Below are 12,034 nucleotides of genomic sequence, written 5' to 3'. Positions count from 1 at the left end.
ACGTTTCCTTGGGAGGGGAAAAGATGAAAAAGGCAGCGCCCACCATTCGGCATGGAATGACGATGACAGCAGTCGCCCTTGCGACCGGTCTGCTTTCGGCGCAAGCCCATGCGGCCGACGGCTTCGATCTGGAGGCCCTGGTTGCAGCGGCCAAGAAGGAAAAGCCGATCAACGTCTATGACAGCACCGGCAAGATCGTCGAAATGGCTGAAAACTTTACCGCCAAGTACGGCGTCAAGGCGACAGGCGTAAAAGTGTCGGCCAATAGCCAGCTCGAGATGATCATCCGGGAAGGCCAGGCGGGCAACGTTCAGGGTGACGTCGCGCTGATCACCGACGCGCCGGCGGCGCTCGCGCAGCTGTTGCCGCAGGAGTTCGTCGAAAACTATCTGCCTGCTGATATGGTCGCAAAGATCCCGCCGGAGTTTCAGAACCCCTTGGCAATTTCGACCAACGCCAATGTCTGGGCCTATAACACCGAGGCTTACGACAAGTGCCCGGTCGCAAACATCTGGGAGCTGACGGAGCCGAAGTGGAAGGGCAAGGTCGCGCTCGTCGATCCCCTGACCAAGGGCACCTATACCGACTGGTTCAACCAGATGGAGAAGCATGCCGACGACAAGGTCTCCGGCGCTTTCAAAGCCTATTTCGGCAAGGACCTGAAGACGGAGGAGAAGAGCGCATCGGCTGCCTGGATCAAGGCGCTGGCGCAGAACGCGCCGCTGGTGACCGACGGTGACGATCCGGTGGCGGAAGCCGTCGGTGCGACCGGTCAGAAGGAACCCTTCTTCGGCCTGCTCAGCTCGGCGAAGTTCCGCGATAACGAAGGCAAGGGCTACAAGCTCGGTATCTGCAAGGATCTCGATCCCTGGGTCGGCTGGACCTACGTCAAGCTCGGCTTGATCGCGACGAAGACGCAGAGCCCGAATGCGGCGAAGCTCTTCATCCACTACATCCTGACGGAGGAAGGCATCGCGCCGCAGATGAAGGACGGCAAGCTGCCGACCAACACCGACATCAAGATGCCTGCCGACGAGCCGTCGGGGCTGATGACGGTCGCCGACCGCTTGCTTGCCTACAATTCCTCGACCGGTCTTGAGGATTTCGACCGGCGCGAGGAGTGGCAGGACTTCTGGCGCGTGAACTACAGCAAGTGAACTGAAGCCGGCGCGCCAGAGAGTTGCGCACCGGCAATTTTTCGATACAGAAATGGATGCGTACCAAATGGAAAAGCGCCTTTCCGCGGCGACGTCGCCGGCGGCCGACCCCGAACAACGGCTGGAGCGGTCGAAACGTCTCGTCGAGATCGCCCGCGGCGCGGCCAACGAAGTGCGCGCGCCGCTCTTGAAGGCGTTCCGCTCCGATATGGTGGTCGACTACAAACGTGACCTACATGATGTCGTGACGATCCACGACAAGCGCGCCGAAACCACTATTCGCGATTTCATTTTTGCGCAGGAGCCCAATTCTTCCATGCTCGGGGAAGAGGGCGGACAGGTGGGCGAGGGCGACATTCAGTGGTATGTCGATCCGATCGACGGCACCTCGAACTTTGCAAGCGGACTGGCGTTCTGGTGCGTGTCGATCGCCGCTGTGGAACTGGGCGAGATTGTGGCCGGCGTCGTCTATGATCCGGTCGCCGACCTGATGTTTTCCGCCGATCTTGAACACAGCTATCTCAACGGCCGGGTGATTTCCTCGCAGGCGGTCGATGACGAGAACCGGGCAACGCTGATCACCGGCTATCCAGTGTCGCGCGATTTCCGCCTTGATGGCCGGGAGGCGGCGCTTGCCAATCTCGGCGAACTCGTCGAGACCTTTTCGACCCTTCGACGGCCAGGCAGTGCTGCCCTCAGCATTGCGCATGTGGCGGCGGGCTGGGCGGATGCGGCGACCGGCTTTGGCGTCAATTCCTGGGATGTGGCGGCCGCGACGCTGATCCTGAAGAATGCCGGCGGCCGTTACGAGCCGCTGACGCTCGGCAAGGTGCCCGCAGACGCGCCCGACTTCATGTGTCCCGGCTATATCGCCACGGGCGCCGGCGGAAACTACCCGACATTGCAGCGCGTGGCGCGGGCGATCGCGGCCAAACGCTTTGCGGCGGCAGCAAGCTGAAACGATAGCGGGGATAAAATGTTGGACATAAGCCAGGAAACCGAAAATACATCCCAGGCCTCGGCCGAACTTGCCAAGCTCAGCCTCGTCTACGAACAACACCCGCTCTATGGCATCGATATCTATATCGCCGGCAAGGAGGGCACAAGCGACCTCGAGCTTCTGAGACAGAACGGCATCACCACCGTCGTCAACTGCGCCGTCAATCTCGATTTCAATTTCGTCCGGCAGGCGCAGCTGGTGTCCGATCACGAGGGCAGCGTCTATGGCCCTGGTGAGATCCGTTACTACAAGATCGGATTGATTGATGGCGGCGGCAATCCCGACACGCAGATGCTGGCGGCGCACTACATTCTGCGTGCGGCATTGGAGCAAGTGCTGCCGGAAAAGCCGTCCTATCCACGCCGGGAGATGGGCAACATCCTTATCAACTGCCGCGGCGGGCGCTCGCGCTCGGTCATCGTCGTGTCGCTGTTTCTGCACCTGACCTTGCCGAACGAGTTCCCGACGCTGGATGCCGCGATTGCTTTCGTGCGCAACCGTCGCGGCTTGCCGGAGAACGAATGGTACAAGGCGCCGAAAGCAGTGCTGATCGAGTCCGCTGAGCGTGCTGCAAGCTGGGCGAAGATGATCGAAGCCCGGTAGCCCAGCCTCGCGACCGTTCGGGAGGCTGGGCAACCTGTTGGTGACAGCACTTGCGCGCAGGAAACGGGTTGAATTCGACCGCCTTCCGCACGATTTTCACCCTGTGTGAAAACGCGAGGGCGGTGCGATGGCGCAGACAGTTCACAACTATCATATCTTCGAGTCCGCTGCCGGCTTCTGCGGCATTGCCTGGAACGCCGTCGGCATCACCCGTTTCCAACTGCCGACCCGCAAGGCGCAGGATACCGAACGGCTGCTATTGCGCCGGCTTGCTGCCGGCGAACCGGGCACGCCGACGCCGGAAGTTGCCGAAGCGGTTGCCGCGGTTCGGCGCTACTTCGACGGCGAAGAGGTCGATTTCTCCGACATCACGCTCGACCTCGAAGGGCAGGATCCGTTTTTCAGGCAGATCTATGCCGCCGCCCGCAGGCTCGGCTGGGGGCAGACCACCACCTATGGTGCCCTGGCAAAGGAACTCGGCGTCGGCCCTGAAGCCGCACGCGATGTCGGCCAGGCGATGGCAAAGAACCCGGTGGCGCTGATCATTCCCTGCCACCGGGTGCTGGCCGCCGGCGGCAAGGTCGGCGGCTTCTCGGCTCCCGGCGGCTCGACATCGAAGATCCGCATGCTGGAACTCGAAGGCGTACGCCTCGGACCGGCGGAGCCTGCTCAGCAATCGTTGTTTTGAGCCCGGTGCCGACATAGGGCGATCTGCGCCGCCCGGTCCATGTGTGCGCAATCGCCGCACAACGTTTTCAGCAGAAGATGCCATGGGGGGATCACACGCTGGGCAGGTTGAAAGGCCCGCGGGCCGGCATTCGTTGGCGAAGGCTGAGGAACCCGGCCGTCTCGAAAGCACGCCGCGATTTCCAGGATTCGTTTGCCGTCCTTTAAGTTCTTGTTCTCTCACATGTCGTTGTCCCTAAACCGCTGCGCACTTTCGGGCGACATGCCCTAGGCCGGCCTGACGAGGCTCGCCGGGCGCGATCCGGTACTCGTCGCCGTGCGATAGCTCTCGGCGGAAGCGGGGCGGCCGACATGGAAGCCCTGAACGTGGTCGATGTGGAACTCGCGCACCAGCGCCATCTGCTCCTCGGTTTCGACACCTTCGACCAGGATCTTGTGGCCGCGATTGCGGACGAGACCGATGATATCCTTCAGCATCGCCTTGCCCTTTGGCGTGCCGCAGTCGTGAAGGAACGAGCGGTCGATCTTGACCGTATCGAAATCGATCAGCCGGAGCCAGGAAAGGCCGGCAAAGCCGGTGCCGAAATCGTCGAGCCAGATCCGGATGCCCAGCGTTTCGAGGTCGCTGATGCAACGCAGCACGTCCGAGTGCATCTCCATCTCGAGGCCCTCGGTAATTTCGAAGGCGAGCCGGCCGCCGGCCACCCCCGTTTCGCCGAGGATAGCGGCAACGGATGTGGCGAAGCCCGGCGTCTTCAGCTGGATCGGCGAGACATTGACGCTGACGACGGGCACATGATCGTTTGCGAGAAGCTCGCGGCAGACCGTGCGGATCGCCCAGCGTCCGAGGTCGATGATGGCGCCGGTGCGCTCGGCAATGGGAATGAAAAGGCTGGGCGGAACCGCGGTCCCATCCAGCATTCTCAATCGCATTAGCGCTTCTACGGCCTCGATGCGACCCGTCGCAACATTCTTGATCGGCTGATACACGAGGGAGACGAGATCCTGGTCGGTCGCGATCTTCAACAGCGCCGCAATGTTCTCGCTCTCGTCGCTGGTTTGCGGATCGTTCGGATCAAACACCTTGGCGCAGTTGCGACCGCTTGCTTTGGCGGCGTAAAGCGCCCGGTCCGCCTCATGGATGATCCGCTCGAGCTTAGAACCCGTCTGATGTCTGGTGAACGCGGCACCGACGCTGACCGTGACGATGGACGTACCGTCCCGTCGTTGCCCGTGCACCAGCCCAAGGTCTTGCACCGTGCGGCAGATGGCGTCGGCCAGATCGGCGGCCTCTTCGCGCGTGTCCAGGCGCGCGAGAATGACGAATTCCTCGCCGCCGTATCGGCCGATGAACGCGTCGAACTGCTCGATCGATTCCCTCAAGGTGTTGGCCACTAGAATGAGGCAGCGGTCGCCTTCCTGGTGACCATAGCAGTCGTTGTATTTCTTGAAGAAGTCGACGTCGATCAAGATCGCTGCGAAACTGTCGCCGAATTTCTGCCAGTCGCTCCAGTATTCCCGCAGCTTCTGGTCTACCGCCCGGCGATTGTCGAGACCGGTCAGGGAATCGGTGTTGGAGAGCCTGAGCAGCGCCTTGCCGCGCTCCGTTGCCTCCCGCTGCTGGACCCTTGCCTCGAACGCGTTGAGGAAGACCTTGTAGCGTTCGCGGTTGAGCTTCCAGTTTACGTAGGAGGTGAACACAAAACAGGAGACGTAGAAGGTGCCGAACGCCAGCTGGTAGGACGGGCTCTGCGGTGAAAAATAGAAGAGGTCGAGGAAAAATGCGCCAAGGATAATGCCCGACGAGATCACCGAAAGGCGGAACTGGAAGATGAAGAACAGATTGGCGCCCATCATGAAGATCGCACCGAAGATCATGTAGTAGGACATGTTCTGCGTGTACGCGGTCATCATTGCCGGAATGAGCCAGCCGAGATAACCGAAAACAAGCGCGCCCGAGCAGGTCCTGTCCAGCCAGTCCGTCTTAACGTTGAAGTGAGCCTGAATTTCCAGAACGGCAAGCGCAACTGCGCCTACGACAAAGCGCGAGGCAATCGTGTAGCGGGCGACATCGGGGATCAGCAGCAGGTCGGTAATCGAAAACAGGAGATAGACCGCGACGGCGATCCAGAGACCTTTTCTCGTCGCTTCCCTGCGGGTCGTTTCGCCTTCCTGGCGATAGAGTAAGCGCAGCTCCGCCGGCAGCGGTCTGAGTGGCTGCTTATGCAAATCTATCTCAACGACGTCGGCCAAGGTTTGCTTCATGCACCGGTCCGGGGAATTGCGTAGCGCTCAACGGAAATCTGGTCTCGTTTTTCCATCTCTGGACGTTGCTTCAGACGCTCCACGCTTGCCATTCACTGGATACCACAACAAGCACAAGCGGGCCTCAACGACATCGTAGAAGACGCCCATTAAATTTTGATAAATTAGCCGAGACTGACGGCCGGTGCAGGGGTGTATCCAAATGGATACTGTCCGCCAGAATTTACCATATACTCTACAAAAACTTGCAATTCGAGACGCAGTTCGCGCATTCTTACCCATATTGTTAACAGAGCATTAACGGATGGGTTTTGCGTGAGCCAGCTTCAAATCGTATTCGATGGCGAAAGTCTTATTACTCCCCAATCAATCGCAACCGAGTTCACTTCATCAAGAAGTGAGTTTTATGATGAGCAGTTTGCAACAGGAAAAGCCGAACTCGCCCTGATTCTCCAAATTGCACAGCAGCAATTTACCCAGGAACTGGACCCGAGGAAGATAATACATCGATTGGCGGCCGCACTTCATGAGACGCGTGCAAAGTTTCATCCAAGCGTTTGGCAGGAACTGATTCCGATCGCACAAAAGCATCCGGTGGCTGAGTTTTTCCTGCAGGACCCTTTTACCCGCTGGTCCTCCGAAAAGCCGCGGGGCTACTCCGGCGACGCCCAACTGCTCGACTTCATCTACGGCCACCCAAGCGTTGCCGGCGAGATCGCCAAGGCGTCGCCGGTTGGCAAGGCGCTTTACGACTATACCAAGGACGCATCCTCGTCGGTCGCCGTGCGCGAGCGACGGGACCTGCTGACAAAACATGTCGATGAAATCGCCGCCACACGCGGCGGGGAGGCGGAGATCTTGACGATTGCCGCCGGGCATCTGCGCGAGGCCAACCGATCGGTTGCCCTAAAGGAAGGGCGGATAAAGCGCTGGGTCGCGCTCGATCAGGACCCGCTCAGTGTCGGATCGATCACCAGGGATTTCCGGGGAACCAGCGTCGAGGCGATCGACGGTTCCGTCCGAGGGATTCTGACCCGGGCTCACAAGCTCGGTAAGTTCGATTTCGTGTATGCGGCGGGGCTTTACGACTACCTGCCCCACAATGTGGCGGTGAAGCTCACCCGCCGATGCCTGCAGATGCTGAAACCCAACGGCGTCTTCCACTTCGCCAATTTCGCAACCGACATTGGCGTCGATGGCTATATGGAGACGTTCATGAACTGGGCATTGTTGCTGCGCTCGCAATCGGACATGTGGCGCATCGTCAACGAAAGCGTCGACGACACCAATTTCGAGTCGCACGTGACGTTCGGGGAGAACCGCAACGTTGTCTATGCGACGCTGCAAAAGCGCTCCTAATCGCGACTGAAGCACACGACAGCGGCGCGCGTCATCTTTGACGCGCGCCGCTGTCGTTCGGCATCGGCCTGGTGTCGCCTCGGCGAGCAATGTGACACGCTGGGCGCTTGCGGTCCCACCTCAGCGGTTCGCGGCAACGCGCGGTTCTTACGCTCCCCATATGGACGTGTTTTGCCGGTGCGCCGGACGTGCGCAGCAGGTCTGGAGACGTTCAACGGATCCGCCTCGAGCTGTTATGCAATTATTTCATAGCGCCTGAAATTCTATGCATTGGCGAGCCGCTTGCCTTTTCTCTAGCATCCCCAGTTGCACAACTTGTGGCCGACCAGAGCGGCGCCCGGAATGGATGAAGGTCCAGTTTGGCGCGCACCTGGTGCGGGCGGGAGACACGGGTTCGTGCCGAGAGCGGGGTTTGTAATGAACCTTGCTCTGCATTGCAGCGACGGCCGAGGGAGGAGCCTTAAATGCCAGCGGGACAGTGTTTTTATGCCGACAGGATCGTGCACAACGGTGTGATCTGGTGCGGCCTCGCCGAGGGCGTCGTCGAGGCCCTGGCAATCTGGCAGGGCAAGATCCTGGCAACTGGCACCAGGCAGGAAATGGAAGCCTATCGCGGCGACCGGACCGAACTTCTCGACCTTCAGGGGCGATTCGCGACCCCCGGTCTCAATGATGCCCATCTGCATCTCATTTCAGTCGGCTTGACGCTGAACTGGGTCGATGCGACGCCGCAGGCAGCGCCGACCCTTGAAAGCTTGCTCGGCGCGATCAGGCAACAGGCGGCAACGACGCCGCCCGGCACCTGGATCCGCGCGCGCGGCTACGACCAAACCAAGCTCGATACCGGCCGCCACCCGCTTCGCGCCGAACTCGACGCGGTTGCGCCGAACCACCCGGTGATGGTGGTGCGCGCCTGCGGACACGTGTCGATCTTCAATTCTGAGGCATTTCGCCTTGCCGGCGTCGACGAGAGCACGGTCGTGCCGGAAGGCGGCTTGATCGAACAGGTCTCCGGTGTCCTGACGGGGCTGGTTGCGGAAAATGCGCAAGGACTGGTGCGTGCGGCGATCCCGAAAGCCTCGACCGACGAGATGATCGATGCGATCGAAAGCGCCGGCAATCTGCTTCTGTCCTACGGCATCACTAGCATCATGGACGCGGCCGTCGGTCAGGTCGCAGGCTTCGATGAGATCAAGGCATACAATCTGGCCAAGCTCCACAACAGATTGCCGGTGCGCACCTGGCTGGTGCTTCTCGGCGATCCCAAGGTTTCGATCGTGCCGCAGAGCTACGAGGCCGGCCTTGTATCCGGCGTCGGCGACGACATGCTCAAGGTCGGCGCCGTCAAGATCTTCCTCGATGGCTCGGCCGGTGGTCGCACTGCATGGATGGCCAGCCCCTATCTCGGAAACGACAATAACACCGGTGTTCAGATCCTTTCGGATGCGGAACTCGAGGCACTCGTGGTGGATGCCCATACCAAGGGCTATCAGCTCGCGTGCCATGCCATCGGCGACGCGGCGATCGATCAGTTGATCACGGCCTACGAGAAGGCGCTCGACGCGATACCGGATGCGGACCGCCGCCACCGGATCGAGCATTGCGGCTTTTCGAGCGACGCGCAGCACCAGCGGATGGTGAAGGCGGGCATCTATCCCTGTCCCCAACAGGTGTTCATCTACGATTTCGGCGATGCCTATGTCTCTGTGCTCGGCGAAGAGCGGGCGGTGTCGAGCTATCCCTTGAAAACCTGGAAGGATCTGGGGCTGAAGCCCGCAACCGGTAGCGATGCGCCGGTCTGTCATCCCAATCCGTTCCCCAATATCTACAGCATGCTGACGCGCAAGACCGCCAAGGGCACGGTGATGGATGCTGGCGAGCGAGTGTCCATCGAGGAGGCTCTGCAGGTCTACACCGAATATGGCGCCTTCTCGCAGAAGCTTGAGACGGTCAAGGGACGACTGGTGCCGGGGCAGCTTGCCGATATCGCGGTGTTCTCCAGGAACATGCTGACGGCGAGCCCCGAAGACATTCTCAACGACACGCACTGCACGCTGGCAATCCGCGGCGGCGAGGTGGTTTTCGAGCGACAGAACGCCTGACGAAGGCGAAACGAGCCGCTTGCCGCGGCTCCTTGCATCTTAGCCGATCCGGGAGGTCAGGCGGGATCGCGATCTTTTTCATCCATGAGCAAAACAACAAGTGGGGAGGAATACGGGAATGATGAAGAAATTAGCATTGCTTTCGACGTTGACGGCGGCGTTGCTGGCGGGGGTGGCTTCAGTCCAGGCGGCCGATGCGCCGCGGGCCGGCGGAACGGTCAATTTCGTGGCGCCCTATGGCGATAGCTTCTCGACGCTCGACATCCAGGCGTCGCCACAGACGCAGGACGAGTTCTACGCCAAGGCGATCCACCGCACCCTTTATGACTGGGACGCGGACAAGAACGTGCCGGTGCTGGCGCTTGCGACCGACGTCGACATCTCCGCCGACAAGTTGGTCTATACCTACAAGCTGCGGCAGGACGCCTATTTCCACAACGGCAAGCAGATGACGGCCGATGACATCATCTCAAGCTTCACCCGCATGGCCGATCCGGCCAAGGCCTATCCGCCCTCACGCTACATCGCCAACATCAAGGGCGGCGCCGACTATATGGCCGGCAAGGCCGAGGCGATTTCCGGCCTGAAGAAGGTCGACGACTTCACCCTCGAAGTGACGCTGACGGACCCGGTCGATCCGGCCTTCCTGTTCATGCGCAACAACACGGCGATCTATCCGGCAGGCGAAGCCGACAAGGAAGGCTTCCAGAGCCACCCGATCGGCCTCGGGCCCTACAAGTTTGCCGAATACGTGCCCGGCTCGCGGCTGACGGTCGAGAAGTGGGAGAAGTACTACGAAAAGGACAAGCCCTACGCCGACAAGATCAACATCCTGATCATGGGCGATGCCTCGGCGCGCGACGTTGCCTTCCGCAACAAGGAGATCGACGTCTCCGTCCTCGGACCGTCGCAATATGTCGCCTATCAGGCCGATCCTGAGCTGTCCATGGGCCTGCTCGAAGTGGCCGAAGTCTATACGCGCTATGTCGGCTTCAATCTCGATTTCGAGCCGTTCAAGGACAAGCGCGTTCGCCAGGCTTTCAACTATGCCATCAATGCCGACCTGATCATCAAGCGGCTGGCCAAGGACAAGGCCTACCGGGCGAGTGGCTGGCTGCCGACATCGTCGCCGGCCTATGACCAAGACGCCCAGCCCTACGCCTATGATCCGGAGAAGGCGAAGGCGCTGCTCGCCGAGGCCGGTTATGCCGATGGCTTCGATGTCGAGCTGACGGCGACGCAGAACGAAAGCTGGGGCCTGACGATCGTCGAGGCGATCATCCCGATGCTGGAAAAGGTCGGCATCCGCGTGAAGGCAAAGCCGGTCGAGGCTTCGGTTCTCTCCGAAGTCGTGCCATCAGGCGATTTCCAGTCCTTCATGTGGTCTTCGGAAAGCGGTCCGGATGCCTTGACGGCGATGCAGTGCTTCTACTCGAAAACGTCTCAGGCGGCGTGCAATTACCAGAAGTTCGCAAACGCCGACTTCGACAAGCTGTTCGAAGCTGCCAAGGTCGCCAAGACGCCAGAAGAAAAGAACGACCTGCTGCGCCAGGCAAACAACCTTGTTCAGGAAGAAGCGCCGGTCTGGTTCTTCAACTACAACAAGGCTGTGATGGCCTACCAGCCCTGGCTGCACGGCCTGCAGCCAAACTCGGCCGAGCTGGCGATCCAGTCCTATGAAAAGCTCTGGGTGGACGAAACCGTTCCGGCCGGACGTTGATGGAGGCGCCCCGATATCACCTGTGCGGTGTCGGGGCCCTTCCGCAGGCATCTGGCGTGCGTCGCGGTTGCAACCGTAAGCAATAACTTACAAATTGACGGCTCACCGGAACGATCTGGCCGGAGCCGACCTATCGGCCGACAGCATGTGCCGCAGAGCTATCGCCCGCGCATCTCCGGATGGGCGCAGCGAGGGGGAAAATGAATGCTTCAGTTCGTCGTGCGCCGCATGTTGCAGGTGATCCCGACAGTCATCGCGATATCGCTGTTGATCTTCGTAATCTTCAGCGTGGTGCCGGGCAGCATCGCCACCAGCCTGACGGCCAATGGCAAGGGCGGCGGCGATCCGAAGATCGTCGAGAAGATGACGCGCGAGTTCGGCCTCGACCAGCCGCTCTATGTCCGGTTCGGCTCGTATCTGTCCGATCTCGCAAGGTTCGATCTCGGAACGTCGTTCCGCAGCCGCCAGCCGGTGGCCCATCTGATCGGCGAGCGCATGTGGCCGACCTTGAAGCTCGCATTCGCGGCGATGGCGATCGCCATGTTCGTCGGCGTGCCGCTCGGTTTTATCGCCGCCTTGAAGCCCGGCAGCATCATCGACACGCTGACGATGATCGGCGCGATCTCGGGCCTTTCCCTGCCGCAGTTCTGGCTTGGGCTGCTCGGCATGTATCTATTCGCCCTGACGCTCGGCTGGTTGCCGAGCTTCGGCTATGGCGACGGCGGACCGATCAACCTGATCCTGCCGGCGTTGACCCTCGGCGTCGCGCCGATGGCGCTCCTGGCGCGCACGACACGCGCCGCCGTGCTCGACGTGATGAACGCCGATTTCATCCGGACCGCCCGTGCCAAGGGCATGAACGGCTTTCGCCTCGTCACATGGCATGTCGTTCGCAACGTGCTGGTGTTGATCATCACCACCATCGGCCTGCAGTTCGGCTCGATGATGGGCCAGGCGGTGGTGGTCGAGAAGCTGTTCTCCTGGCCGGGCCTCGGGTCTTTGCTGGTCGACAGCGTCAGCCTGCGCGACATCCCGGTGGTTCAGGGCGCGATCCTCGTCATCGTCCTGTGGTTCCTGCTCATCAACACCATCGTCGATATTCTTTACGCGGTCATCGATCCGCGCATCAGCCACGGATAGG

The 12,034-nt window shown here is 60.7% G+C and carries 9 protein-coding genes; 8 read left to right on the top strand and 1 reads right to left on the bottom strand.

Annotated features, from left to right (window positions below):
- Positions 1 to 62 precede the first annotated feature (62 nt).
- From ABIE33_RS26840 to ABIE33_RS26825, 4 genes are all read left to right on the top strand, one after another.
- Positions 63 to 1,157 (top strand): ABC transporter substrate-binding protein, encoded by a 1,095-nt coding sequence (locus ABIE33_RS26840; RefSeq protein ID WP_429130829.1) that lies wholly within the window; start codon positions 63 to 65, stop codon positions 1,155 to 1,157.
- Positions 1,158 to 1,224: 67 nt separating this feature from the next.
- Entirely contained in the window at positions 1,225 to 2,115 is an 891-nt protein-coding gene (locus tag ABIE33_RS26835) for an inositol monophosphatase family protein (RefSeq protein WP_429130828.1), read from the top strand.
- Between the two features lie 18 nt (positions 2,116 to 2,133).
- On the top strand, positions 2,134 to 2,760 hold the full coding sequence (locus ABIE33_RS26830; RefSeq protein WP_429130827.1) for a dual specificity protein phosphatase family protein: 627 nt from the start codon (positions 2,134 to 2,136) through the stop codon (positions 2,758 to 2,760).
- A 127-nt stretch (positions 2,761 to 2,887) separates the two neighbouring features.
- Positions 2,888 to 3,448, top strand: a complete 561-nt coding sequence (locus ABIE33_RS26825; RefSeq protein ID WP_429130826.1) for a methylated-DNA--[protein]-cysteine S-methyltransferase — start codon at positions 2,888 to 2,890, stop codon at positions 3,446 to 3,448.
- Positions 3,449 to 3,714: 266 nt separating this feature from the next.
- Here the strand turns inward: ABIE33_RS26825 and ABIE33_RS26820 are convergent, their stop codons facing one another.
- Positions 3,715 to 5,712 carry a putative bifunctional diguanylate cyclase/phosphodiesterase gene (locus ABIE33_RS26820; protein WP_429130825.1) on the bottom strand — a complete coding sequence of 666 codons (1,998 nt, stop codon included), beginning with the start codon at positions 5,710 to 5,712 and terminating at the stop codon, positions 3,715 to 3,717.
- Between the two features lie 315 nt (positions 5,713 to 6,027).
- Between ABIE33_RS26820 and ABIE33_RS26815 the strand changes: the two genes are divergently transcribed.
- The 4 genes from ABIE33_RS26815 to ABIE33_RS26800 all read left to right on the top strand — a co-directional run bounded on the left by ABIE33_RS26815 (position 6,028) and on the right by ABIE33_RS26800 (position 12,033).
- Complete coding sequence (locus tag ABIE33_RS26815; protein WP_429130824.1) at positions 6,028 to 7,071, top strand: class I SAM-dependent methyltransferase; 1,044 nt, start codon at positions 6,028 to 6,030, stop codon at positions 7,069 to 7,071.
- A 464-nt stretch (positions 7,072 to 7,535) separates the two neighbouring features.
- Complete coding sequence (locus ABIE33_RS26810) at positions 7,536 to 9,173, top strand: amidohydrolase (RefSeq protein ID WP_429130823.1); 1,638 nt, start codon at positions 7,536 to 7,538, stop codon at positions 9,171 to 9,173.
- Positions 9,174 to 9,294: 121 nt separating this feature from the next.
- On the top strand, positions 9,295 to 10,893 hold the full coding sequence (locus tag ABIE33_RS26805; protein WP_429130914.1) for an ABC transporter substrate-binding protein: 1,599 nt from the start codon (positions 9,295 to 9,297) through the stop codon (positions 10,891 to 10,893).
- A 204-nt stretch (positions 10,894 to 11,097) separates the two neighbouring features.
- Positions 11,098 to 12,033: an ABC transporter permease gene (locus tag ABIE33_RS26800; protein WP_429130822.1), complete on the top strand. Its 936-nt coding sequence runs from the start codon at positions 11,098 to 11,100 to the stop codon at positions 12,031 to 12,033.
- The last annotated feature ends 1 nt before the right edge of the window (position 12,034 follow it).

The sequence above is a fragment of the Ensifer sp. 4252 genome (assembly GCF_050434565.1).
Taxonomy (GTDB): Bacteria; Pseudomonadota; Alphaproteobacteria; order Rhizobiales; family Rhizobiaceae; genus Ensifer.
The sequence above is the reverse complement of the archived record's forward strand: the minus strand, read 5'-3'. Positions and strand labels throughout refer to the sequence as shown.

Coding starts and splice junctions, on each gene's coding strand:
- ABIE33_RS26840 (WP_429130829.1), top strand. CDS start 63: ATGACAGCAGTCGCCCTTGCGACCGGTCTGCTTTCGGCGCAAGCCCAT.
- ABIE33_RS26835 (WP_429130828.1), top strand. CDS start 1,225: ATGGAAAAGCGCCTTTCCGCGGCGACGTCGCCGGCGGCCGACCCCGAA.
- ABIE33_RS26830 (WP_429130827.1), top strand. CDS start 2,134: ATGTTGGACATAAGCCAGGAAACCGAAAATACATCCCAGGCCTCGGCC.
- ABIE33_RS26825 (WP_429130826.1), top strand. CDS start 2,888: ATGGCGCAGACAGTTCACAACTATCATATCTTCGAGTCCGCTGCCGGC.
- ABIE33_RS26820 (WP_429130825.1), bottom strand. CDS start 5,712: ATGAAGCAAACCTTGGCCGACGTCGTTGAGATAGATTTGCATAAGCAG.
- ABIE33_RS26810 (WP_429130823.1), top strand. CDS start 7,536: ATGCCAGCGGGACAGTGTTTTTATGCCGACAGGATCGTGCACAACGGT.
- ABIE33_RS26805 (WP_429130914.1), top strand. CDS start 9,295: ATGAAGAAATTAGCATTGCTTTCGACGTTGACGGCGGCGTTGCTGGCG.
- ABIE33_RS26800 (WP_429130822.1), top strand. CDS start 11,098: ATGCTTCAGTTCGTCGTGCGCCGCATGTTGCAGGTGATCCCGACAGTC.